This is a genomic window from Teichococcus aerofrigidensis (assembly GCF_054073225.1).
The window spans coordinates 103,425-127,422 of sequence record NZ_JBSXMU010000001.1 but is presented as its reverse complement, the minus strand read 5'-3'; the positions used below and the strand labels follow the sequence as shown (position 1 = coordinate 127,422).

The following is a 23,998-nucleotide window of genomic DNA, read 5'->3' as shown; positions in this document are numbered from 1 at the left end:
GACACTGAGCGTCCTCACTAGAGTTTCTGGCCGGCCAGAATAGACCGAGCCTGCCCCGCCGGGCTACGCCCCATCCGCAACCCAGCGTCCTGCCGGCTATTATGAACCGCGGTTCATTCAACAGGAAGGCAACTCCCATGCATCTGAGCCGACGCGCCTCCATGCTGGCATTGACGGGGCTGTGCCTGGCCTCGTCCCGCCCCGCGCGGTCCCAGCCCATGCCGCCCACCGCCCTGACGGGCGCGCGGCCTTTCGATGGCGAGCGCCTGGGGGAGCCGGCGACCGTCCTCATCCAGGACGGGCTGATCCGCGCCATCGGCCGCGAGGCGCCTCCCGAGGGCTCGCGGCGCGTCGACCTCACAGGGCATTGCCTGCTCCCCGGCATGACGGCGGATCACATCCACATCGGCCACACGGCCGGCGGGGCCTCGGGCCGGCGCTTCTACACGCGGGAGAACGTGCAGGCCCAGCTGGAGCTGTACCGCAATTTCGGCGTCACCAACGTCGCCGCCCTCGGGCTCAACCCGCCGCCCTTCCATGCGCTGCGGCAGGAGAGCCGGGAGGGACGCCTGCCGGGCGCCCGCTTCCTGGGCGCCGGGCCCGGCATCGGTGTCCCCGACGGTGCCCCGCCCTCCGGGCCGATGCAGCTGTCGGAGGACCAGGTGGCGCGGCCGGACAGCGTGGAGGCGATGCGCCGCGCCGTCGATGCCATGGCGGAGCAGGGTGTGGATCTCATCAAGATCTGGGTGGACGGTCTGGGCGGCACCCTGCCGCAGATGCCGCCCGAGATGGTGCGCGCCGCCGTCACCGCCGCCCATGCGCGCGGGCTCAAGGTGGTGGCGCATATCCACGACCTGTCGCAGGCGCGGCTGGCGGTCGAGAACGGCGTCGATATCCTGGGCCACGGCATCCGCGACCGCGAGGCCGACCCGCCGCTGATCGAGGCGATGCGCCGTCAGGGCACATGGTACATTCCGACCATCCAGATCGACGAGGCCGAATACATCTACGCCGATCGGCCGGAGCTGCTGGAGGATCCCTTCTTCCGCGCCGCCGCCAATCCCGCTCTGATGGCCCGCCTGCAGGACCCCGACTGGCGGCGGAGCCAGCTGGAGAAGGCCGGCCCGCGCCGGGCCGCGGTGCGGATGAACCAGCGCAACCTGAAGCTTCTGCACGAGGCCGGCATCCGCATCGGCTACGGCACCGATTCCGGCGCGACGCCGCTGCGGGTCCAGGGCTTCGCCGAGCACCGCGAACTCGAACTGATGGTCGAGGCGGGACTGACGCCGGCCCAGGCTCTGCGCATCGCCACCCAGGAGGCGGCGGCCCTGCTCGGGCTGGAGGATCGCGGCGCCCTGCGGCCCGGCCTGCGGGCGGATCTGGTGGTGCTGGCCGCCGACCCGACGCGGGATATCCGCGCGACGCGCCGCATTCGCGCGGTGTGGCAGGGCGGGCAGGAAGTGGCGGGCCCCCTTGCCTGAGGACGCGGCGGGCCCGGAGCCGGTGGCTCAGCGCCCGCGCGTCACCACCCGCCCCGGCTTCTCCCCTGTCTCCCGGCCCCTGGCGAAGGTCGCCACGCCATTGGTCCAGACCTCCTCGATGCCGACGCTCATCTGCACCGGATTCTCGAAGGTGGCATTGTCCATCACCGTCGCCGGGTCGAAGAGCACCAGATCGGCATAGGCGCCCTCGCGCAGTTCGCCGCGGTCCACCATGCCGAAGACCTGCGCCGCCCGACCGGTCATCTTGTGGATCGCCGTCTCCATGTCGAACAGGCCGAGCTGGCGGGTGTAGAGGCCGAGCACGCGCGGGAAGGTGCCCCAGAGGCGCGGATGCGGCTTCTCGTCATGCGGCAGCCCGTCCGAGCCGATCATCGAGAGCGGATGGCGCATGATGCGGCGCACATCCTCCTCGTCCATCTGGAAGGTGACGGCGCCGGCGGGCGTCAGCCGCTCGGCGGCGGCACGCAGATCGGTGTTCCAGCCCCGCGCGATCTCCGAGAGGTCACGCCCCGCCATCTCCGGATAGGGCACCGACCAGGTGATGATGACACGGGTTTCGTCGCGCACCTTCTCCGGCATCAGCACGGTGGAGCCGGCGGGATAGGGATAGACGTCGAAGGCCACCTCCTGCATCGCCGCAGCCGCGCCGATCAGCGCCAGCGTCTGGGTGCTGCGGCCGTAATTCTCCGGCATCGAGCACTTGTGGTGGCTGATATGCACCGGTACGCCGATCCGGCGGCCGATCTTCAGCGTCTCCTCGATCGAGGCGCAGACCTTGTCGGCCTCGTCGCGCATGTGCGTGACGTACATGCCACCCGAGGCGCGCAGCGCCTCGCCGACCGCGATCACCTCCTCGGTCGTGGCCTGGGCGTTCGGCGGGTAGTAGAGGCCGGTCGAGAAGCCGGAGCCGCCCTCGGCCAGCGCCTGCTTCAGCCGCGTCTGCATGCGCAGGATCTCGGCATCCTTGGCCGGGCGGTAGACATCGCCGCCCATCGCCTCCATGCGCAGCGTCTGATGGCCGATCAGGGCATAGGTGTTCACCTCGCAGCCCTGACTCTTCAGGGTCCGGGCATAGTCGCCGAAGCTGTCGAAGGTCCACCAGCTCTCGTCGCCCAGCAGGTCGAGCGGCGGCGGCGGGCGCCGGCTCATGCGCGCCGGCGAGAGGCTGATGCCGCAATTGCCGACGACGACGGTGGTCACCCCCTGGCTGACCTTGCAGAGCATGCATTGCGGCCCGCAGAGCACGGCGCGGTCGTCATGCGTGTGCGCATCGATGAAGCCGGGCGCGATGGCCTTGCCGGTGGCGATCACCTCGCGATCGGCGCTGGCGCCGCCGAGGTCGCCGACGCCCACGATGCGGTCCCCGCTGACGCCGACATCGCCGAGCCGTCGCGGGCCGCCCGTGCCATCGAAGATCGTCGCGTCGCGGATGATGAGGTCGCAGCGGAGCGCCATGCGGGCAATCCTTCACCGGTGCAGGGGAGAGGACAGGGATCATGCCCCGTCCCGGCCCTCCGATCCAGCCGCCGCCGGCGGATTTGCCATGCTCCGGCCTTGCGCCCGGCCCGCGCCAGCCTCAAGACCCTGCCAGGAGGAGGCTGCGCCATGGCGGAGGACCGGCTGTTCGTGCAATCGCTGCAGAAGGGGCTGGCCTTGCTGGAGGCCTTCGGGCGCCAGCCGGGGGAACTCAGCCTGAACGAGCTGGCGCATCTCTCCGGCATCGACCGCAGCTCGGCGCAGCGCATGGCGCACACCCTGCTCAAGCTCGGCTACCTGGAGCGCGGTGCCAATGGCCGCGGCTACACGCCCGGCCGCCGGATCCTGGACCGTGGCTTCGATTTCCTGCGCAGCCGCCCGCTGATCGAGCGCGCCAGCCCGGTGATCAACGAGTTGCAGCGCAACACCGGCGAACGGGTGGATCTGAGCCTGTTCGATGACGACACCATCGTCTATGCGCTGCGGCGGCAGAGCAAGCGCGAGACCTTCTATGCCACGCTGGTCGGCCGTCGCCTGCCGAGTTTCAGCACCACCGGGGGCCGTGCCTGCCTGGCGCAGCTGCCGCGCGACGCGGTGGCATCCTTGTTGCAGCGCACCACGTTGCGCCCGCATACGCCCAAGACCATCCTCGACCCCGATATCATCATGGCGCGCATAGACCAGGCCCGGCGCGAGGGCTTCGCCATCGTGCTGGAGGAGATGCTCATCGGCGAGATCGTCGTCGGCGCCGCGATCGTCGACCATGCCGGCCGGCCGGTGGGCGCCATACACCTCGCCGGTTCGCTCGCGGAATGGCCGGCGGCGCGCTTCGTTCCCCGCTTCGCGCCGCTGGCGGTCGAGGCCGCCCGCGCGCTGAGCGGCCTGCGCTGACATCGCGATGCGATACCACCCCGGCCGATCTGTGCCGGCGTGGATTGCGCGCGGCGCCCACGGCTTCTAGCCTCCCCGGCTTCCGCGACCAGTGAGGGACGTGCCGGAGCATGATCGATTCCGCCAGCCAGGACGAGACCATCGCGCTGGAAGGATTGCGGCAGCCGGCCTCCATCCATATCGACCGCTGGGGCGTCGCGCATCTGCGCGCCGAGAACGAGCATGACCTCTTCATGCTGCAGGGCTTCAACGCGGCGCGCGACCGGCTCTGGCAGATCGACCTCTGGCGCAAGCGCGGCCTCGGGCTGCTCGCCGCGGATTTCGGTCCCGGCTACCTGGCGCAGGACCGCGCCGCGCGCCTCTTTCTCTATCGCGGCGACATGGAGGCGGAGTTCACCGCCTATGCTCCCGATGCCCGCGCCATCTGCGAGGCCTTCGCCGCCGGCATCAACGCCTATGTGGCGCTGACCGAGGCCGAGCCGCACCGCCTGCCCGTCGAGTTCGTCGCCATGGGCACGCGGCCGGCGCGCTGGGCGGCGGAGGATGTCGTGCGCATCCGCAGCCACAGCCTGACGCGCAACGCGATCTCCGAGGTGCTGCGCGCCATCGTGCTGTCGCGCGCCGACCTGGCGACCGACCTGCTGCGCAAGGATCTCGAGCCGATGCGCGAGCCGGTCCGCGCCGAGGGCCTCGACCTCTCTGCCCTCGGCACCGAGGTGCTGACGCAGTTCAGGCTCGCCACCGCCGCCGTCACCTTCTCCCCGGAGCGGCTGGCGGCGCCGCTCGAGGCGTGGCGCCGCTGGACCGGCATCACCGATCTCGGCGAGGTCGTGCAGGGCGCCGAGATGGAGGGCTCCAACAACTGGGCGATCCATGGCAGCCGCACCGAGAGCGGCCGGCCGATCCTGGCCTCCGACCCGCACCGCGCCCATGCCGCGCCCTCGCTGCGCTACATCGTTCATCTGGAGAGCCCGGGCTTCAACGCCATCGGCGCCGGCGAGCCGGCGGTGCCCGGCATCTCGATCGGCCATAACGGCACGGCCGCCTTCGCCCTGACCATCCACGGCGCCGACCAGGAGGATGTCTACGTCTACGAGACCGCGGCGGAGGACCCTGACCTCTACCGCTACGGCGACGGCCAGGAGGCGATGACGGTGCTGCGCGAGCGCTTCGCCGTGAAGCATCATCCCGACCAGGAGTTGTCCCTCCGCTTCACCCGGCACGGGCCCGTCATCGCCGAGGACCGCGCGGCGCGGCGCGCGGTCGCCATCCGCAGCGTCTGGTCCCTGCCCGGCTCGGCCCCCTATCTCGCCAGCCTCACCGCCATGCGGTCGCGCAGCCTCGAGGAGTTCCGCGCCGCGCTGCGTCGCTGGGGCACGCCCTCGGTGAACATGGTCTACGCCGATACCGGCGGCACCATCGCCTGGTCGCCGGCCGGCTACGCGCCGCAGCGGCCGAACTGGGACGGGCTGCTGCCGGTGCCGGGCGATGGCCGCTACGAATGGTCCGGCCTGCTCGACCCGGCGGAGCACCCCTGGCGCGTCGATCCGCTGGAGGGCTTCGTGCACAGCGCCAATGAGCAGAACCTGCCGCCGCACTGGCCGCATGCCGAGAAGACCTATGGCTATGAATGGACCGAGGCCTCCCGTGCCCGGCGCATCCGCGAGGCGCTGACGCGCGGCCCGCTGCTGACGCTGGAGGATTCGGCGGCGCTGCAGACCGACGTGACCTCGCTGCCGGCCCGCCGCCTCTGCGCCCAGCTGCTCTCGCTGCCCCGCGGCGGGGCGCCGGAGCTCTGGGCGGCGCAGACCCTGCTGGAGGACTGGGATCACCGGCTGGACGCCGACAGCCCCGCCGCCGCGCTCTTCGAGGTCCTGCTGACCCGGCACCTGAAGCCGCGCCTGCTGGCCGCGCTGGTCCCGGACGAGTCGCTGCACCCCCTGCTGGTGCCGCAGGACATGGAGAGCCTGCTGCGCGCGCTGGAGCAGCCCGATGACCGTTTCGGCCCCGATCCCGCCCGGGCGCGGGACGCGCTGCTGGCCGAATGCCTGATCGCCGCCTTCCGCGATTGCGAGAGCCGCATGGGCCTCTCGCCGGAGACGTGGCAATGGGGGCGGCTCCACCATGGCTATTTCAGCCATGCCCTGACCGGGCTGGCCAGCGAGAGGGCGGGCTCCCTCGCCGGGCTCGATGTCGGCCCCTACCCCGTCGGCGGCAGCGCGCAGACGCCGATGCACACCGGCTACCGGGCCTCCGACTTCCGCTGCAACTACGGCGCCTCGGTGCGGCTGGTGATGGATGTCGGCGCCTGGGACAACAGCCTCTGCATCAACGCGCCCGGCCAGTCGGGCGACCCGGCCTCGCCGCATTACGCCGACCTGGCGCCGCACTGGGCGCGCGGGGAGTACGTGCCCCTGCTTTATACGCGCGAGGCGGTGGACCACATGGTGATGCGCTGCATTCACCTGGAGCCGGCCGGTCCGGACTGACGCTCCGCGACGCAACCCGGGGGCCGGCCTGGGTGTCTGCACCGCAGGAAGTCCCGCAGAGGAGTCACCCCATGGCCACGACACGCTTCGCACCCCCGGGCCCGCTCGGCTTCGGCGGCGCCCCGCTGGGCGACATGTTCGACAAGGTGGACGAGGCCACCGCCCAGGCCACGCTGGAGGCGGCCTGGGACAGCGGCATCCGCTACTACGACACCGCGCCGCATTACGGCGCCGGCCTGTCCGAGTTCCGCTTCGGGCAGATGCTGCGGCAGCGCCCGCGGGACGAGTATGTGCTCTCGACCAAGGTGGGGCGCCTTCTGGTGCCGGACGTCGAGGGCGAGATCGCGCATCCCTTCCGCTCCGCCATGGCCTTCCGCCGCGTGCAGGACTACTCCGCCGCCGGCGCCCGCCGCTCGGTGGAGGACAGCCTGCAGCGCATGGGCATCGGGCGGATCGACATCGTCTACGTCCATGACCTGGCCGCCGACCATCTGGGCGATGCCTGGGAGGAGGCTTTCGCCACCGCGCGCGAAGGAGCCTTCAGGGAACTGATCCGCATGCGCGAGGAGGGACTCATCAAGGCCTGGGGGATGGGCGTCAACCTCACCGAGCCCTGCATCCGCGCGCTGAAGGAGTCCGACCCCGACGTCTTCCTGCTGGCCGGGCGCTACAGCCTCATCGACCTGGCCGGGCTTGACGAGCTCTTCCCGCTCTGCGCCGGGCGCGGCGCCCATATCGTCGTCGGCGGGCCCTACAATTCCGGGCTGCTCGCCGGCGGCACCACCTTCAACTATGTCGAGGCCGCGCCGGCAGAGGTCGAGGCGCGCAACCGCATCGCCGCCGTCTGCCAGGAGCTTGGCGTCGATCTGCGGGCCGCGGCCTTGCAGTTCTGCGCCGCGCATCCGGTGGTGGCGGCGGTCATCCCCGGCGCCAAGCACCCGGACCGCGTGCGGCAGAACGCGGCGCTGATGCGGGCCCGCATTCCCTCCGCCTTCTGGGCGGCGCTGAAGGCCAAGGGGCTGCTGCCGGAGGATGCACCCACGCCGGGCTGAGGATGGCCTAGTCCCAGTCCGTCAGGGGGCGCCAAAGGGTGATCGGCGGCGCGGCGGCCTCGCGGATCGCCGCCTGCACCTCGGTCTCCAGGGCGGCGAGAAAGCGCGAGCGGTCCGATCCGGCCATCGGCGCGGGCCCGCGCGTGGCGGCGCCGATCTCGCGCAGGTGGCGCGCCACCTCCCGCCCCGCCAGGGCGCTGCCGATGTTGTCGCGTGTCCAGACGCGGCCGTTCGGGGCGAGCGCGCGCGCCTGCCGCGCCAGGCAGCGCGAGGCCAGCGGAATGTCGGCGGTGACGCAGACATCCTGGGCGGCAATATGCTCCGCGATCCAGTCGTCCGCCGCATCGGCCCCTTCGGCCACGATGACCCGACGCACCCAGGGCACGTCCGGCAGGCGGATGCCGCGCGAGCCGTTGGAGACGACGTGCACCACGCGGCCGAGCCGCCCGGCCACGCGAAAGACTTCCTCCCGGACCGGGCAGGCGTCGCCGTCCACCCAGATCTCCGGGCCTTCCCGATCCGCATTCATGACCCGCAGGCATAGACGAGGAGCCGCCGCGGGCCAAGCGGGCGGATCCGGGGTGTATCTGGCCCGATCATTGCTTGGCCTTCATCAACCGACGCCACCCACACGGGCTCTCCATCAGGGATGCCCTCATGTTCCGACTGCGTCTGCCTGCCCTCGCGGCGCTGCCTCTCCTCGCCACCATGGCGCTGGCTCCCCCGATCCAGGCACAGCCTGCCCCCGCCGGATCAACCCTGGCCGCCGTGCGGGCCAAGGGGCTGCTGGATTGCAGCGCCAACCAGGGTTCGCAAGGCTTCGGCGTGCCGGACAGCCGGGGAGAGCAGCAGGGGCTGGACCCCGACATCTGCCGCGCCGTCGCCGCGGCCGTCCTCGGCCCCGACGCCCGCATCCGCTGGACGGTGCTGACCAGCGCGACCCGCGTCACCGCCCTGCAATCGGGGCAGGTGGACCTCGTCGCCCGTACCTTCACCTGGACCCATGCGCGGGAGATCAGCGCCGGGCTGCAATTCGGCCCCGTGACCTTCTATGACGGCCAGGGCTTCATCGTGCCGAAGCGCAGCGGCGTGAAGCGCGCCGTGGAACTGGACGGCGCCTCGATCTGCGTCAGCGCCGGCTCGACCAACGAGCTGAACCTGGCCGACTGGGCACGCACCAACGGGGTGCGCGTCAACCCCGTGGTCTTCGAGAACCCCACCGACACCCGCTCCGCCTACACCAACAGCCGTTGCGACGCCTATACGCTGGATGCGAGCCAGCTCGCCGGCTTCATCACCAGCCTGCCGCGCGACGAGCACGTCATCCTGCCCGACATCATCTCGAAGGAGCCACTGACCCCGGCGGTGCGCAAGGGCGACGGGCAGTGGTACGACATCGTCCGCTGGACCGTCTTCGCCCTCATCCTGGCCGAGGAGCACGGCATCACCCGCGCCAATGTGGATGCCATGCTGGACAGCCAGAACCCGGAGGTGCGGCGCCTGCTCGGCGTGGCGGGGGATCACGGGCCGGCCATGGGGCTGGACCGGCGCTGGGCCTACCACGCCATCAAGGCCGTCGGGAATTACGGCGAGATCTTCGAGCGGCACCTCGGCCAGGATTCGCCGCTCGGGCTGGAGCGCGGGCTCAACGCGCTCTGGAACAAGGGAGGGCTGATGTACGCGCCGCCCATCCGCTGAAGCCGGCGCCGGAGGGCGGCCACCGCCGCCCCCCGGCCCGTCTCAGGCCGCGGCCTCGCGCAGCCACTCCGTCATCACCCCGCAGGCGGCGGAGAAGTCCTCCATCCGCATCGCCTCGTGCGGATTGTGGCTGCCGTTCTGGTTGCGGACGAACAGCATGGCCGCCGGAATGCCGGCCGCGGCGAAAGCGGCCGCGTCATGTCCGGCGCCCGAGGCCATCTCCAGGCTCGCCACCCCCGCTGCGCCGGCCGCCCGGGCCAGGGCGGCGCGCAGATCCGCATCCATCGGCGCCGCCACGGAGCCGGTCTCGGGGCCAAGCTCGAAGCGCACGCCGCGCCGCGCCGCGATCGCCGTCACCTGCCGGGCCAGCTCGTCGAAGATGGCATCGACACTGGCCGGGTTCACGCTGCGCACATCCAGCATGAAGGTCGCCTCGCCGGGGATCTTGGTGAAGCCCGCCTCGGCGGTGGTGGCCAGGGTGCAGAAGGTGCAGACCAGCCGGTGGCCCTCCGTCTCCAGCGCGGCCCAGCGGTCGTCCAGCGCCACGGCCAGCTCGGCCAGCGCGATGGCGGCGTCGCGGCGGTAGCGGCGGGGCGTGGCGCCCGAATGGTTGTACTCGCCCAGCACACGGCCCTGGCGCAGCCGCCGGCTGCCCGGAATGCCGGTGACGATGCCGAGCGGCACGCCCTCGCCCTCCAGCACCGGGCCCTGCTCGATATGCAGCTCCAGGAAGGCGGCGGTGTTCTCGGGCGTGATCACCGCCTCGCCGCGCGCGGCGAAGCCGGGATCGAAGCCTTCCTCACGCATGTGCTCGGCCAGGCTGCGGCCGCTGTCCTGGCGCTTCAGCTCGAGCTCGGCCGCCTTCAGCCGCCCAAGCGCGCCACGGCTGCCGGGATAGGAGGTCGGGAACCAGGCCCCCGCCTCCTCCGCCCGCAGCGCGATCACGGTGATGTCGCGCGCCGGCCGGAAGCCGCCCCGCTTCAGCCCGGCGACGGCGGCGAGCGCCGAGAGCACCCCCGCCGCGCCGTCGAAATTGCCGCCATTCGGCACGGAATCCATATGGCTGCCGAGCAGCAGGCGCTTCGCCGCGCGATCGGCGCCCGGCAGCGTCATGTGCAGGTTGCCGACCGGATCCGCCGAGACCTCCAGCCCCAGGGCCCCGGCCTCGCGCCGCAGCACCTCATGCGCCATGCGCTCGCCGGGGCCATAGGCCTCGCGGGTGATGCCGATGCCGTCGAAGCTCCGCTCGCGCAGCTCGTCGAAGAGCCGCGCGGCGAGGCCGACATCCGGCACCAGGTTCAGCCGTTCAGACACAGCGCACGGCTCCGCCGTCGATGATATGGACGCGGCCGGTGGTGTAGGCGGCGCGGTCCGAGGCCAGGAAGGCGCCCATCGGGCCGAACTCCCGGGGCTCGCCGTAGCGTCCCACGGGAATGGCGGCGGAACGCTCGGCGACCAGGGCCTCGATGCTCTTGCCCGTCTTCTGCGCCGCCGCCGCCAGGGTCTCGCGCGTGCGGTCCGTGGCGAATGCGCCGGGGGCCAGGATGTTGCAGGTGATGCCCTCGCCGGCCAGCTCGGCCGAGAGCGTCTTGTTCCAGCCGACGATGGCGGCGCGCAGCGTGTTGGACAGTGCGAGACCCGGCAGCGGCTGCACCATGCCGGTCGAGCCCACGGCCAGGATGCGGCCCCACTTCCGCTCGCGCATGGCGGGGAGCAGCCGGTTGGCGATGCGGATCGGCGAGAGGACGATGCGCTGGAACCAGGTGACGAGGTCCTCCTGCTTCATCTCCAGCGCCGAGCAGGTTGGCGGGCCGCCATGGTTGAGCACCAGGATATCGACGCCGCCCAGCGCCGCCACGGCCGCATCGGCCAGCCGGTCCATCTGCGCGCCCTCGGCGACATCGGCCGGAATGCCGACGGCCTGCGGCGCGCCCAGCGCCATCAGCTCCGCGGCCACGCGATCCAGGCTTTCCTGGCTGCGGCCCGAGACGGCGACCGCCACGCCTTCCGCCGCCAGCGCGTCGGCAATCGACCGGCCCAGCCCCTTCGAGGCCCCCATCACCAGGGCGCGCCGCCCCTGCAGACCCAGATCCATGGTCCCGCTCCTCATCGCGTGTTTCGCGCCGGACCCTGGACGCTTCGCCGCCACCTGACAACTCCCCTTCGTTTACAATCCTCTCCGGTCCCGCGCCCTCCCGTCCCAACGCCTCTGGCCAGATGCCGGCCGGCGGGTAAGCTGGACGACAAGCCTCGGGAGGAAAGAGAGACCATGGGAGCCACCGCCATGCCGCGACACCGGCTGGTCTGCGTCCGCCGCCTGCCGCCCGCCGTGGCCGCCAGGGCACGCGCGGAATACGACGCCGTGCTGTTCGACGATCGCGACATTGGGCGGGAGGAGTCGCTGGAGCTGCTCGCCGGCCGGGGCGCGGAGGCGCTGCTGTTCAGCTCCGGCTTCGCGCTGGACGCCGCCTATATCGCCGCCCTGCCCGACAGCGTGCGGGTCGCCGCCACCTGCTCGGTCGGCTTCGACCATGTCGACGTGGCAGCGGCGAAGGCGCGCGGCCTCGTCGTCACCAACACCCCCGACGTGCTGACCGGCTGCACCGCCGACCTCGCCTTCTCCCTGCTGCTCGCCGCCGCCCGCCGCCTGCCCGAGGCCGACCGGATGATGCGGCAGGACGCCTGGGGCCCCCGCTCGATGGGCGACTTCCTGGGCACCCGCGTCTGGGGCAAGACGCTCGGCATCATCGGCATGGGGCGCATCGGCCGGGCCGTGGCGCGGCGGGCGCGCGGCTTCGACCTGCGCGTGCTCTATCATGACGTCGCCCCCCTGCCCCCGGCGCTGGAGGAGGGGGCGCATCACGTGCCCGACCTCGCCGAGCTGCTGCGCCGCAGCCAGTTCGTCTCGCTGCACTGCCCGCTGCTCCCCTCGACCCGGCATCTCCTGAACCGGGAGACCCTCGCCCTGCTGCCACCCGGCGCCATCGTGGTGAATGCCGCGCGTGGCGGGCTGATCGAGGAGGCGGCGCTGATCGAGGCGCTGCGCGAGGGCCGCCTCGCCGCCGCCGGGCTCGATGTCTTCGAGGGCGAGCCGCGCTTCGACCGGCGCTTCATCGACCTGCCCAATGTCGCGCTGGCGCCGCATATCGGCAGCGGCACGGTGGAGACGCGGGACGCCATGGGTTTCCGCTGCCTCGACAACATCGCCGCCGTGCTCGCCGACCATCCCGCCATCGACCCGCTCTGGAGCTGACCCCGCATGAGCAAGCCCGTCCTGCTTCTGACCCGGCGCTTCCCGGAGGCCGTCGAGGCCCGTGCCCAGCGCGACTACACCACCATCCCCAATCCGGCCGACACGGTGATGGACGGCCCCGCCATCCTGGCCGCGGCGCGTGACGGCGCGGCGGAGGGCATCCTCTGCGCCGCCGGCGACCCGCTTTCGGCCGAGACCATCCAGGCGCTGCCGGACAGCGTCAGGATCATCGCCACCTTCAGTGTCGGCACCGACCATATCGACCTGGCGGCGGCGAAGGCGCGCGGCATCCATGTCACCAACACGCCGGACGTGCTGAGCGTCGCCACCGCCGAGATCGCCATGCTGCTGATCCTGACCGCTGCCCGGCGCGGCGGCGAAGCGGAGCGGATGCTGCGCGCGCGGGAATGGACGGGCTGGGCGCCGACGCAGCTCATGGGCGTGACGCTGGAGGGCAAGACGCTCGGCATCCTCGGCATGGGGCGCATCGGCCAGGCCCTGGCCCGGATGGCGCGCGGCTTCGGCATGGCGGTGCACTACCGCAACCGCAGGCGCCTCTCCCCGCAGGAGGAGCAGGGCGCGGTCTATCACGACAGCGACGAGGGCTTCCTCGGCGCCATCGACGTGCTGTCGATGCACATCCCGGGCGGCGCGGCGACGCGGCACTGGCTGAACGCGGAACGCATCACACGGCTGAAGCGCGGCGCCATCGTGGTGAACACCGGCCGTGGCACCACCGTCGATGACGCCGCCCTCTGCGCCGCGCTGGAAGCGGGGCATCTGCGCGCCGCCGGGCTCGATGTCTTCGCCGGCGAGCCGCACATCTTCGAGGGCTACCACACCACGCCCAACCTGGTGCTGCTGCCGCATCTGGGCAGCGCCACCATCGAGACCCGCGACGCCATGGGCTTCCGCTGCCTCGACAATCTGGACGCCGTGCTGCGGCGCGGCGCGGCGCCGCTGCACCCCGCCTGACGGCCCCCTCCCCTCCCTGAACAGGACGCCCGCATGCTCTTCGACTTCGACAGGATCCCGACCCGCGAGGCCTACAAGCTCATGGTCTCGACCGTGGTACCGCGCCCGATCGCCTGGGTCGTCAGCCAGGACAAGGCCGGGGTGGTGAACGCCGCCCCCTTCTCCTTCTTCAACGCCTTCGGCGACGATCCGCCGGTGGTCGGCTTCTCCTGCGGCCCGCGCCCCGACGGGCCGGCGGCCAAGGATACGCTGAGCAATATCGAGGCGACCGGCCAGTTCGTGGTCTGCCTGGTGAACGAGGCCATGGGCGAGGCGATGAGCGCGACGGCCGCCGATTTCCCGCCCGAGCTGGACGAGCTGGCCGAGGTCGGCCTCACCGCCGTGCCGAGCACGCGGGTGGCGCCGCCGCGCATCGGCGAAAGTCCCGTGGCGATGGAATGCGAGACCTTCCAGATCGTCCCGGTCGGCCATCACCGGCTGATCCTCGGCCGGGTGCGGGCGCTGCATGTGCGGGACGACTGCGTCTCCAACCCCGAGAAGTACTATATCGACACGCCGAAGCTGGAGCTGCTGGGCCGCATGCACGGCCGTGGCTGGTATGCCCGCACCACCGACAGGATCGATATCCCGCGCGTCAGCTTTGCCCAGTGGCAGGAGAGGAAGGCCGGCAAGGGCTGAAGCCGCCCCCCGGCGCGCCGCCCCTCAGGGCCCGCGCTTCGTCGCCGCCGGCAGGCGCGCGGCGACGAAGCGCGCGATGGCCGGGCTGACCAGCATGACGATGAGAAAGCGGGCCGTCTGCATCGCCATGACGAAGGCGAGGTCGGCGCCGCTGGCGGCGGCGATGATGGCCACCGAATCCAGTCCGCCCGGGCTGGTGGCGAGATAGGCGGTGAGCGGGTCGATCCCCATGACGGCGCTGAGCAGCAGGCCGAAGGCGCCGCAGAAGGCGATGAGCGCCAGCATGGACGCTGCGATGCGCGGCAGGGCCCGCGCGACATGCAGCAGGATCTGCCGCGTGAAGCGCAGCCCGATGCTCCAGCCGATGGCGGCATAGCTGATCGCCAGCAGCCAGGGGGGCAGGACGATGGTCAGCATCCCGGCCGATTGCAGCGCCGCCGCCAGCGCCATCGGCAGCAGCACCGGGCCGGCAGGAATCGGCAGCACCTTCCCCAGCGCGGCGCTGCCCAGCCCGACCGCCAGGACGGCGGCGAGGTCCGCCGGGTCGACCGCGGGGAACCAGGGCACCGCCGCCACATCGGGCACCGGCAGGGCCCAGAACCGCGCCACCAGGGTGGCCGCCAGAGCGACCAGCACGACCCGCAGATAGATCATCACCGCCACCAGGCGGACATCGGCGCCATGCGCCTCCGCCATCACCATCATGGCGGAGGCCGCGCCGGGCGCCGAACCCCAGACGGCGGCGGTGCCCGGCAGGACCTGCCGCCGCGCCAGGAGCCAGCCGAGGAAGCTGCTGGCGCCGATGGCCGAGAACACGCCCAGCAGGAAAACCGGCCAGTCGGCCGCGATCTCCCTCAGGATGTCCGGCGTGATGGCACGGGCGATCAGGCAGCCGATCACCCCCTGGGCCAGGGCGAAGGGCCAGGGGCCGAGGCGCAGCCCGGTATCCCCCATGGCGACCAGGATGGCGGCGCCCATGCAGCCCAGCAGCATCGCGGCCGGCAGCCCCAGCAGCTCCAGCATCAGCACCACCGGCACCGAGACCAGGAGCAGCACGGCCCACTGCCCCACCAGGGGAAGACCGCGAAGGCTGGGGAGACCGCCCTGTCTCAAGAGGACGGCGCCTCAGCGCGGGGCCGAGGCGGCACGGGACACGCGGCTCAGGCAAGGGGTCATGAGGGCATCCAACGTCCGAAGGTCGGGCCGCCCGGTATGCTGCGCCGCACACCGGACGGTCAAGCCTGGCCCCCTCCTCCCCCCTTGGAGGGGCGGCTCAGGCGCCGATGGCGCGCAGCCTCGGCTTGCGGCTGGCCTCGATCAACTCCTCATAGACGGAGACATAGTCCTCGGCCATGCGGCGGGCGGTGAAGCGCTGCTCGAAGCGGGCCCGCACCTGGCCGCGGTCCAGCGAGGGGATGCGGGCGACCGCCGCCACCGCCTCGTCCTCGTTCTCGACGATGAAGCCGGTCAGCCCGTCCTCCATCACCTCGGGCACCGAGCCCCGACGCATGGCGATGACCGGCGTGCCGCAGGCCATGGCCTCGATCATCACCAGCCCGAAGGGCTCCGGCCAGTCGATCGGGAACAGCAGGGCATGGGCGCCGGAGAGGAAATCGGGCTTCTGGCAGTCGCTGATCTCGCCGATGAACTCGACATGGCCCTGGCCCAGCAGCGGCGCGATCTCCCGCTCGTAATAGGCGCGGTCGGCGCTGTCGATCTTGGCGGCGACCTTCAGCGTCACCCCGGCGCGGGCGGCGATGCGGATGGCCTTGTCCAGCCCCTTCTCCGGCGAGACGCGGCCGAGAAAGGCGAAGTAGCTCTGGTCGACCGGCTGCGGCGTCAGCCGGTCCTTCGGCATGCCGTGCAGCACGGTGCGCACCCAGTTCAGATCGGGGATCGGCAGGCGCTGGTGATCGGAGATGGAGACATAGGGCGTGTGGCCGTAGGTCTCGTAGATCATCTTGAACTCGGGCAGATCGAGCCGGCCGTGCAGCGTCGTCAGGAAGGGCGTGCGCTGACGGTCGAGCAGGCCCAGCGGGAAGTAGTCGATATGGGAGTGGATGACGTCGAACTCGCCGGCGCGCTGCGCCACCTGCTCGACCATGCGCATGTAATGCGCCACCCAGTCCTTCACCGTCGGGTCGAGACGCAGCGCCTCGCCGCGCATGGCGGCAAACCTGGCCGCCGTCACGGAATCCCCGCTGGCGAAGAGGGTGACGTCGTGGCCCATGGCCACCAACTCTTCCGTCAGCGAGGACACCACCCGCTCGGTGCCGCCGTACAACTTGGGCGGAACGGCCTCGAACAGCGGCGCGATTTGAGCGATACGCATCTAGCGATCCCTTTTTCTCAGCACGGAGACTACCGTTACTTGAAACAGGCGCCGTTTGACTTGACCGAACGGGAGACTACCTGTACTCAGCCGGTAAACTACAAATCCAATATGGCGAAAAGTGGGCTGTCTTGACTGCGATCCCACCCCTGCGGCGCTCGGCCACGGCCTTCCTCCTCGACTATGTGGCCCGCCGGAAGGCGGGACATGCCCTGGTGTTCGGGACGGTCCTGGCCGCCATCCTCTGCGCGGTTTCGACGCAGTATGGGCTCAAGCACCTCATCGACCGGCTGGCCGCCGGGCCCGTCGGGTCCCTGGATGGAATCTGGCCCGCCTTCCTGTTCCTCTGCGCCCTGATCCTGGCCGACAGCCTGCTCTGGCGCCTGGCCGGCTGGGCGGCCGCGCGCAGCTTCACCGCCGTCGGCGGCGATATCCGCCGTGACTTGTTCGGCCATCTGGCCGGCCAGGACCCCGGCTACTTCGCCGACCGGCTTCCCGGCGCCCTGGCGGCGCGCGTCTCCGCCACCGCCCAGGCCGCCTTCACGGTGGAGAACACCCTGGCCTGGAACGTGGTTCCACCGCTCGGCGCGATTCTCATCGCCATCGGCTTCACCGCGACGGTCCATCCGCCCCTGGCCCTCGCCCTCGGGCTGCTGGCCGGGCTGATCGCCGCGCTGATGTACCGCCTGGCGCGGCGTGGCATGCCGCTGCACCGCCGCCTCGCCACGCGCAGCGCCATGGTGGACGGGGAACTCGTGGATGTCGTGGGCAACATCGGCACCGTGCGCGCCTTCGGCGCGCTGGGGCGGGAGAAGGCGCGCCTGACCGGCTTCATCGGCGCCGAGATCGCCGCGCACCGGGCCAGCCTCTACAACATGGAGAGGCTGCGGCTGGTTCATGCGCTGCTCACCGCCCTGCTGACCGCCGCCGTGCTCGCCGCCGCGCTCGCCCTCTGGCAGCAGGGCCGCGCCAGCATCGGCGACGTCGCGCTGCTCGCCACCCTGTCGCTGACCATCCTCAACGGCACGCGCGACATCGCCGTGGCGGCGGTCGATCTCACCCAGCAGATGGCGCGGCTGGCCGAGGCCACCGAGACGCTGCTGATCCCGCATGCCCTGGCCGAGCGGCCGGACGCGGTGCCGCTGCGCCGTCACGCTCTCCCGGATGCCCTCCCTGGCGCTGTCCCTGGCGCTGTCGCCTTCGAGGCGGTGCGCTTCGCCTATCCCGGGCGGCCCGCCGTGCTGGACGGGCTCAGCCTCGCCATCCCCGCCGGTCAGCGCGTCGGGCTGGTGGGCTATTCGGGCGCGGGCAAGTCCACCCTGCTCGCCCTGCTGCAACGCTTCCACGACCCGGCCGCGGGCCGTGTCATGATCGACGGGCAGGATCTGCGCGGTGTGACGCTGGACAGCCTGCACGCCGCCCTGGCGGTGGTGCCGCAGGACACGGCGCTGTTCCACCGCTCGGTGCTGGAGAACATCCGCTATGGCCGGCCTGGCGCGGACGAGGTGGCGGTGCGGCAGGCGGCCGAGGCGGCGCAATGCCTCGGCTTCATCGAGGCGCTGCCGCAGGGCTTCGACACGCTGGTCGGCAATCGCGGCGTCCGGCTGTCGGGCGGGCAGCGCCAGCGCCTGGCCATCGCCCGGGCGCTGCTGAAGGACGCGCCGATCCTGCTGCTCGACGAGGCGACCAGCGCGCTGGACAGCGAATCCGAGCGGGCCGTCCAGGCGGCTCTGGACCGGCTGATGCGGGGCCGGACCGTCATCGCCGTCGCCCACCGCCTCTCGACCCTGCAAAATTTCGACAGAATCATCGTGATGAATGCCGGCAGGATCGAGCAGGACGGCGCTCCCCAGGAGCTGGCCAGCCGGCCCGGTCCCTATCAGGAATTGCTGCGGCGGCAGCAGGCCGGCCTCCTGCCGGAGCTGCCCGCGGTCTGAGGGACGAGGCACGCGCATGTCGCGACTGGTCGTGGTTTCCAACCGTGTCGCCCCGATCACCGAGGGCGAAGCCACCGCGGGCGGCCTCGCCGCCGGCGTGATGGACGCACTGCGCCACAGCGGCGGCTTGTGGTTCGGCTGGTCCGGCAACACGGTGCCGGACGTGGTGCCGCCGGGCACCCTGCCCCCCGGCCTGCCCCCGGCCATCGCCCGCAGCGGGCCGGTGACGCTCTACACCACCGACCTGACGCGCCGCGACTACGATGACTACTATCGCGGCTTCGCCAATGGCACGCTCTGGCCGATCCTGCACGACCAGACGGCGCTGTCCCGCTTCGATCGCGGGGAGTTCGCCGGCTATCGCCGGGTCAACGCGCATTTCGCCCGCCATCTCGCCGATCTCATCGGCCCGGAGGACGTGATCTGGGCGCATGACTACCACCTGCTCGGCCTGGCCGAGGCGCTGCGCGCGCTGGGCGTCACGAACCGCATCGGCCTGTTCCTGCACACGCCCTGGCCGGCTCCCTCCGTGCTGATGGCGGTGCCGGCCCATGCCGAGCTGCTCCGCGCCATGACGCATTATGACCTGATCGGTTTCCAGACGGAGCGCGACCGCCAGGCCTTCGGCGATTACGTCCGCCGGGAGATGGGGGGAGAGGAGCTGCCGGGCGGGGTGTTCCGCGTCCGGGAGCGGAGCCTGCGGACCGGCGTCTATCCGATCGGCGTGCAGGTGGAGGCGCTGCGCGCCGAGGCGCGCACCGCCGGGGCGGAACGGCTGCCGGCGCTGCGCGCCAGCCTGGCCGGGCGCTCCCTGGTGATGAGCGTCGACCGCCTGGATTACTCGAAGGGGCTGCGGCAGCGCTTCCGTGCCTATGAGCGCTTCCTCGCCGAGCACCCGGATTGGCACCGCCGCGTCGAGTTCCTGCAGATCGCCCCGCCCTCGCGCGCCGATGTCGAGGCCTACCAGGTGATCCGCCGCGAGCTGGAGGGCGAGGCCGGGCGCATCAACGGGCGCTTCGCCGAGCTGGACTGGACGCCGCTGCGCTACCTGAACCGGAGCTTTCCGCGCAACGCGCTGATGCCGCTCTACGCCGCCGCGCGGGTCGGACTGGTGACGCCGCTGCGCGATGGCATGAACCTCGTGGCCAAGGAGTATGTCGCGGCGCAGGACCCGGAGGACCCCGGCGTGCTGGTCCTCTCGCAATTCGCCGGCGCGGCCTGCGAGATGGCCTCGGCCCTGCTGGTCAATCCGCATGACGAGGCGGGCGTCGCCGCCGCTCTGGAGCAGGCGCTCGCCATGCCGCTGGCGGAGCGGCGGGAGCGGCATGCCGATCTGCTGGCGGTGATGCGGCGGAACAGCCTGGAGCGCTGGCGCGACCGTTTCGTAGCCGATCTCCGGGGCCTTCCCACAGCGGCCCGGGCCGCCTGAAACCGCCATCCGGCGGGCGCCATGTTCTTTTTTTGATCCCTCCCCTGGCCGGCCGGCGAAGGCCGGGGCAAAGTGCCGGCATGCGCATCTATCTCGCCGGCCCCGACGTTTTCCTGCCCGATGCCGCCCTGGTGGCGGCGCAGAAGAAGCGTATCTGCGCGGAGCATGGCGCGACGGGCGTCTTCCCGACCGACCCGGTCGAGGACGCCGCCGCCGATGCCGCGACCGAGCGGTTTCTCGAGATCTATCTGCGCAACGAGGCGCATATCCGTGCTTGCGATGCGCTGATCGCCAACCTGACCCCCTTCCGCGGGCCCTCGGCCGATGCCGGGACGATCTATGAACTCGGCTTCATGCGCGCCCTCGGTCGGCCGGTCCATGGCTATGCCAATGTCGCGCAGGACTTCACGTGCCGCACGCGCGCCTTCCTCGGCCCTCTGGCGCGGCAGGATGCCACGGGCCGCTGGGTCGATGAGGAAGGGCTCCATCTGGAAGACTTCGGCTGCCACGACAATCTGATGATCGATGGCGGCATCCGCGCGGCGGGCGGCGCGCTGTTCGCCCGGGCGGTGCCGCCGGAGCGCCGCTGGCACGATCTGGAGGCCTTCGAGGCCTGCGTGCGCGTCCTGATGGAACGCTGACCGCGAATCATCACGCGCCTCCCGCCATGGCCCCCCTGGCATCGCCGCAAGGCAACTCCATCTGAGCTTCAGCGTTACATTGTTCAAAGAGGAGTATCGCTCATGGCCCTGCATGCCACCCGCAACGACCTCGGCGAGAATGCCAAGAAGGTCGCCGTCAATGTCCTGAATGGCACCCTGGTCGACATGAACGACCTGACCAACTGCGTCCGCATGGCGCACTGGACGATGAAGGGTCCGAACTTCATCGGTCTGCACACCATGCTGGAGGGCTTCTACAACGAGCTCTTCGCCGGCGCCGACGACGTGGCGGAACGGATCGTCCAGCTGGGCGGCACGCCCGACGGCACCAGCCAGCTGATCAGCGACAAGAGCCGGCTCAAGCCCTATTCGCAGGCGACCACCTACACGATGGACCATGTGAAGGAGCTGGCCGACCGTTTCGCCGCCTTCGCCAAGTCCGTCCGCGAGGGAATCGACAGCACCGATGAGGCGGGCGACGCCGACACCGCCGATCTCCTGACCGCCCTGTCGCGCGACATCGACAAGAAGCTCTGGATGCTGGAAGCGCATCTGGAGAAGTAAGGCGGCACCCCGCCGCGGGCGGACGCGTCGAGGGGCCGGGGATTTCCCCGGCCCCTTTTTCCTGCCGGGGTTGCGGGGTCCGGCCTCCCTTCGCTAGTTTGCCCGGCGAAGGTGTGAACAAGACATGAACGATCTCTTCGGCGGCCGCGGCGCCAAGTCCCAGCCAGGCACATCCTACTCGGCCAAGGACATCGAGGTTCTGGAGGGGCTGGAGCCCGTGCGGCGCCGGCCGGGCATGTATATCGGCGGCACGGACGAGAATGCGCTGCACCACCTCGCCGCCGAGGTGCTCGACAACGCCATGGACGAGGCTGTGGCGGGCCACGCCGACCGCATCGAGGTCACGCTCGAGGCTGGCAATCTGTTCACCGTGCGCGACAACGGGCGCGGCATCCCGACCGACCCGCATCCGAAGTTCCCAAAGCTCTCCGCCCTGGAGGTGATTCTCACCACCCTGCATTCGGGCGGCAAGTTCTCCGGCAAGGCCTATGACACCTCCGGCGGGCTGCACGGCGTCGGCAGCTCTGTGGTCAATGCCCTGTCGGAGCGGCTGGAGGTGGAGGTGGCGCGCGACCGCACCCTCTTCACCCAGGCCTATGCGCGCGGCAAGCCGCTGGGGCCGTTGAAGAACGCCGGGCCGGTGCACAACCGGCGGGGCACCACCATCCGCTTCCGGCCCGATCCGGAGATCTTCGGCGCGCAGCAGTTCTCGGCGACGCGCCTGTTCCGCCTCTGCCGCTCGAAGGCCTATCTCTTCCGCGGCGTCGAGATCCGCTGGTCCTGCGATCCGGCCCTGGTGAAGGACGACACCCCGTCACAGGCGATCCTGCACTTCCCGGGCGGCCTCTCGGACTTCCTGGCGGCCGCGGTCGAGGCCGCCGGCACCGTCATCCCCACCCCCTGGGCCGGCGAGACGAGCTTTCCGGGCGGCGCCGGGCGGGCCGAATGGGCGGTGACCTGGCTGGAACGGGGCGAGGGCTTCCTCCACACCTACGCCAACACCATCCCGACGCCGCAGGGCGGCACGCACGAGGCCGGCCTGCGCGCGGCACTGGTGAAGGGGCTCCGCGCCTATGGCGAGCTGAAGAAGGAGCGGCGCGCCGCCAGCGTCACCGCCGAGGATATCCTGGGCGGCCTGGCCGGCATGCTGTCCGTCTTCATCCGCGAGCCGCAGTTCCAGGGCCAGACCAAGGACAAGCTGACCTCGCCCGAGGCGGCGAAGCTGGTCGAGGCCGGCCTGCGCGACCACTTCGACCACTGGCTGGCGGGCGATCCGGCCACCGCCGGCAATCTCCTCGCCTTCGCCATCGAGCGGGCCGAGGAGCGCATCCGTCGTCGCGAGCAGAAGGACACGCCCCGCAAGACCGCGACCCGCCGCCTGCGCCTGCCCGGCAAGCTCGCCGACTGCTCGCGCGAGTCGGCGGACGGCACGGAGCTTTTCCTGGTCGAGGGCGATTCGGCCGGTGGCTCGGCCAAGCAGGCGCGCGACCGCGAGACCCAGGCGGTGCTGCCCCTGCGCGGCAAGATTCTGAACGTCGCCTCGGCCAGCGCCGACAAGCTGCGGCAGAACCAGGAGCTGAAGGACCTGATCGAGGCGCTGGGCTGTGGCGCCGGCGAGCGCTTCGACCTCGCCCGCCTGCGCTACGGCCGTGTCGTCATCATGACCGACGCCGATGTGGACGGCGCGCACATCGCCGCCCTGCTGATGACCTTCTTCTACAAGGAACTGCCCGAGCTGGTGCGCCAGGGCCGGGTCTATCTGGCGCAGCCGCCGCTCTACCGCCTCGCCACTGCCGGCAAGACCCTCTACGCCATGGATGACGCGGAGCGCGAGAAGCTGCTCAGGAAGGCGTTCAAGCCGAACCAGAAGGTCGAGGTAAGCCGCTTCAAGGGCCTGGGCGAGATGCCGCCCGCCTCCCTGAAGGAGACCACCATGGATCCGCGCAAGCGGACCCTTCTGCGGGTGGTGCTGCCGTCGGAGGAGCGGGCCGCCACCTCCGAGCTGATCGAGGCCCTGATGGGCCGCAGGCCCGAGCTGCGCTTCCGCTTCATCCAGGAGAATGCCGCGCGCCTGGACCTGGAGGCGGTGGACGCCTGATTATAAGCGCGCACCAAACGGGAGACTCCGGCGCCATTCAGTAGACTGGCGCTCTCCTAACCCGTTGCTTTCATTGACAAAGGGCGCGGAATCCTCGCGCCCTTTTTGCTTGCCGAAACGCGGCGAGACCCTGCGCAAGCAGAGTCACCCGGCGCTGGCCTTCCGCCCAAGGAAAACGACAGGTTTCACCCTGCGCGTGCTGCAACCGGCGCCAGAGTCTCCCGTTTACCTTGCGTTATGGGAAGCAGCTCTGAACCCGGCGCCGTGATCGCCAATGAACTCGACGCCCTGCTCGCCAGCGTCCCCCCGCTGTTCGCCGAGGGCATCTCGACGTTTGCTTATGAAGTGGTCGAGCTCGAGATGGAGCAACTGGCTGCAGCGCGGGCGAAGGCGACGGCGTGGCTTGAGAAGGCACGTATCCGCAACGACGGTAACGATGTGGCATGCATTGCGGCGATTGCGGTCCTGGATGCCCGACAGGCACGAGTTATGGAGGGGCTCCGCACCCTATTGCGGCTGCAAGCGTACCTCGAGCGCAGGCGCGACCACATTGTGCCGCCATCGTCGGTGTCGCCCAAGAGCAAGCCTGACAGCAAGAACAGCCGCGTGCGAGATCGGGTCGCCGCCATCCTTGCAGAAGGCGGCCCGACACACCGGACGGAGCTCCTCAAGGTCGTACTGGCGGACGGTCTCCTGGGTGCGGAGCAACGCCCCATGAATCGACTGGCATCAATTCTGGCCAGCAATGGCCACCTATTCGGCTCCGACTCCAGGGGGACATACTTCCTGTTGAGCCCCGAGCCCGAGGAACAGACCCGGTCGCCTAGTCGTACCGGTCTGTCAGCGGGACGCCGCCCGGCGTTTCCCACGTCGCAACCGGAGCAAGGAGATGATGGCCATGCGAGCGCGTGCGCCGTTTATAATACCTAAGGCGGGCCTTCCCGCCTGAAATCCAGACTGTA

General features: G+C 71.0%; 20 protein-coding genes. 14 read left to right on the top strand and 6 right to left on the bottom strand.

Annotation, left to right across the window (positions count from 1 at the left end):
• Window positions 1–137: 137 nt before the first annotated feature.
• Window positions 138–1,481, top strand: a complete 1,344-nt coding sequence (locus ACVMLK_RS00630; RefSeq protein WP_457485314.1) for an amidohydrolase family protein — start codon at window positions 138–140, stop codon at window positions 1,479–1,481.
• A gap of 27 nt (window positions 1,482–1,508) precedes the next feature.
• Here the strand turns inward: ACVMLK_RS00630 and ACVMLK_RS00625 are convergent, their stop codons facing one another.
• The gene (locus tag ACVMLK_RS00625) at window positions 1,509–2,957 is read right to left on the bottom strand and encodes an N-acyl-D-amino-acid deacylase family protein (protein WP_198367991.1); all 1,449 of its coding nucleotides are present in this window, start codon (window positions 2,955–2,957) and stop codon (window positions 1,509–1,511) included.
• 150 nt (window positions 2,958–3,107) lie between these two features.
• Between ACVMLK_RS00625 and ACVMLK_RS00620 the strand changes: the two genes are divergently transcribed.
• The 3 genes from ACVMLK_RS00620 to ACVMLK_RS00610 all read left to right on the top strand — a co-directional run bounded on the left by ACVMLK_RS00620 (window position 3,108) and on the right by ACVMLK_RS00610 (window position 7,410).
• A complete protein-coding gene (locus tag ACVMLK_RS00620; protein WP_198367992.1) occupies window positions 3,108–3,869 on the top strand; it encodes an IclR family transcriptional regulator in 762 nt (253 codons plus the stop codon).
• Between the two features lie 110 nt (window positions 3,870–3,979).
• Window positions 3,980–6,358, top strand: coding sequence for a penicillin acylase family protein (locus tag ACVMLK_RS00615; RefSeq protein WP_457485313.1), 2,379 nt, complete (start codon window positions 3,980–3,982; stop codon window positions 6,356–6,358).
• A gap of 71 nt (window positions 6,359–6,429) precedes the next feature.
• Entirely contained in the window at window positions 6,430–7,410 is a 981-nt protein-coding gene (locus ACVMLK_RS00610; RefSeq protein ID WP_457485312.1) for an aldo/keto reductase, read from the top strand.
• Window positions 7,411–7,417: 7 nt separating this feature from the next.
• On the opposite strand, the gene ACVMLK_RS00605 is transcribed toward ACVMLK_RS00610, so the two are convergent.
• Window positions 7,418–7,939, bottom strand: coding sequence for a YaiI/YqxD family protein (locus ACVMLK_RS00605; protein WP_457485311.1), 522 nt, complete (start codon window positions 7,937–7,939; stop codon window positions 7,418–7,420).
• Between the two features lie 128 nt (window positions 7,940–8,067).
• On the opposite strand from ACVMLK_RS00605, the gene ACVMLK_RS00600 reads away from it, so the two are divergent.
• On the top strand, window positions 8,068–9,108 hold the full coding sequence (locus tag ACVMLK_RS00600) for an amino acid ABC transporter substrate-binding protein (RefSeq protein ID WP_457485310.1): 1,041 nt from the start codon (window positions 8,068–8,070) through the stop codon (window positions 9,106–9,108).
• Between the two features lie 42 nt (window positions 9,109–9,150).
• Here the strand turns inward: ACVMLK_RS00600 and ACVMLK_RS00595 are convergent, their stop codons facing one another.
• Window positions 9,151–10,422, bottom strand: a complete 1,272-nt coding sequence (locus ACVMLK_RS00595) for a hydantoinase/carbamoylase family amidase (protein WP_457485309.1) — start codon at window positions 10,420–10,422, stop codon at window positions 9,151–9,153.
• Window positions 10,415–11,203: an SDR family oxidoreductase gene (locus ACVMLK_RS00590; protein ID WP_198367998.1), complete on the bottom strand. Its 789-nt coding sequence runs from the start codon at window positions 11,201–11,203 to the stop codon at window positions 10,415–10,417. Before ACVMLK_RS00590 ends, ACVMLK_RS00595 begins: the two co-directional genes overlap by 8 nt.
• Before the next feature lie 174 nt (window positions 11,204–11,377).
• Here ACVMLK_RS00590 and ACVMLK_RS00585 point away from each other — a divergent pair, with 174 nt between their 5' ends.
• Genes ACVMLK_RS00585 through ACVMLK_RS00575 form a run of 3 tightly spaced genes read left to right on the top strand, consistent with a single transcriptional unit; the run spans window position 11,378 to window position 14,014 of the window.
• Complete coding sequence (locus ACVMLK_RS00585) at window positions 11,378–12,361, top strand: 2-hydroxyacid dehydrogenase (RefSeq protein ID WP_457485308.1); 984 nt, start codon at window positions 11,378–11,380, stop codon at window positions 12,359–12,361.
• Between the two features lie 6 nt (window positions 12,362–12,367).
• Window positions 12,368–13,336, top strand: coding sequence for a 2-hydroxyacid dehydrogenase (locus ACVMLK_RS00580; RefSeq protein WP_457485307.1), 969 nt, complete (start codon window positions 12,368–12,370; stop codon window positions 13,334–13,336).
• Between the two features lie 33 nt (window positions 13,337–13,369).
• On the top strand, window positions 13,370–14,014 hold the full coding sequence (locus ACVMLK_RS00575; RefSeq protein ID WP_422923774.1) for a flavin reductase family protein: 645 nt from the start codon (window positions 13,370–13,372) through the stop codon (window positions 14,012–14,014).
• Window positions 14,015–14,038: 24 nt separating this feature from the next.
• On the opposite strand, the gene ACVMLK_RS00570 is transcribed toward ACVMLK_RS00575, so the two are convergent.
• Both ACVMLK_RS00570 and ACVMLK_RS00565 read right to left on the bottom strand, forming a co-directional pair.
• Window positions 14,039–15,085, bottom strand: coding sequence for an AbrB family transcriptional regulator (locus ACVMLK_RS00570; protein ID WP_457485306.1), 1,047 nt, complete (start codon window positions 15,083–15,085; stop codon window positions 14,039–14,041).
• Window positions 15,086–15,287: 202 nt separating this feature from the next.
• Complete coding sequence (locus ACVMLK_RS00565) at window positions 15,288–16,346, bottom strand: glycosyltransferase family 4 protein (protein ID WP_457485305.1); 1,059 nt, start codon at window positions 16,344–16,346, stop codon at window positions 15,288–15,290.
• A 131-nt stretch (window positions 16,347–16,477) separates the two neighbouring features.
• On the opposite strand from ACVMLK_RS00565, the gene ACVMLK_RS00560 reads away from it, so the two are divergent.
• The 6 genes from ACVMLK_RS00560 (at window position 16,478) to ACVMLK_RS00535 (ending at window position 23,966) form a co-directional block, all read left to right on the top strand.
• Window positions 16,478–18,283: an ABC transporter ATP-binding protein gene (locus ACVMLK_RS00560; RefSeq protein ID WP_457485304.1), complete on the top strand. Its 1,806-nt coding sequence runs from the start codon at window positions 16,478–16,480 to the stop codon at window positions 18,281–18,283.
• Window positions 18,284–18,299: 16 nt separating this feature from the next.
• Window positions 18,300–19,712 (top strand): alpha,alpha-trehalose-phosphate synthase (UDP-forming), encoded by a 1,413-nt coding sequence (locus ACVMLK_RS00555; RefSeq protein ID WP_457485303.1) that lies wholly within the window; start codon window positions 18,300–18,302, stop codon window positions 19,710–19,712.
• A gap of 80 nt (window positions 19,713–19,792) precedes the next feature.
• Window positions 19,793–20,353, top strand: a complete 561-nt coding sequence (locus ACVMLK_RS00550; RefSeq protein ID WP_422923767.1) for a nucleoside 2-deoxyribosyltransferase — start codon at window positions 19,793–19,795, stop codon at window positions 20,351–20,353.
• A 102-nt stretch (window positions 20,354–20,455) separates the two neighbouring features.
• Window positions 20,456–20,938: a DNA starvation/stationary phase protection protein Dps gene (gene dps / locus ACVMLK_RS00545; protein ID WP_198368005.1), complete on the top strand. Its 483-nt coding sequence runs from the start codon at window positions 20,456–20,458 to the stop codon at window positions 20,936–20,938.
• Window positions 20,939–21,062: 124 nt separating this feature from the next.
• Window positions 21,063–23,036 carry a DNA topoisomerase IV subunit B gene (parE, locus tag ACVMLK_RS00540; protein WP_457485302.1) on the top strand — a complete coding sequence of 658 codons (1,974 nt, stop codon included), beginning with the start codon at window positions 21,063–21,065 and terminating at the stop codon, window positions 23,034–23,036.
• A gap of 264 nt (window positions 23,037–23,300) precedes the next feature.
• Complete coding sequence (locus ACVMLK_RS00535) at window positions 23,301–23,966, top strand: hypothetical protein (protein ID WP_099095918.1); 666 nt, start codon at window positions 23,301–23,303, stop codon at window positions 23,964–23,966.
• The last annotated feature ends 32 nt before the right edge of the window (window positions 23,967–23,998 follow it).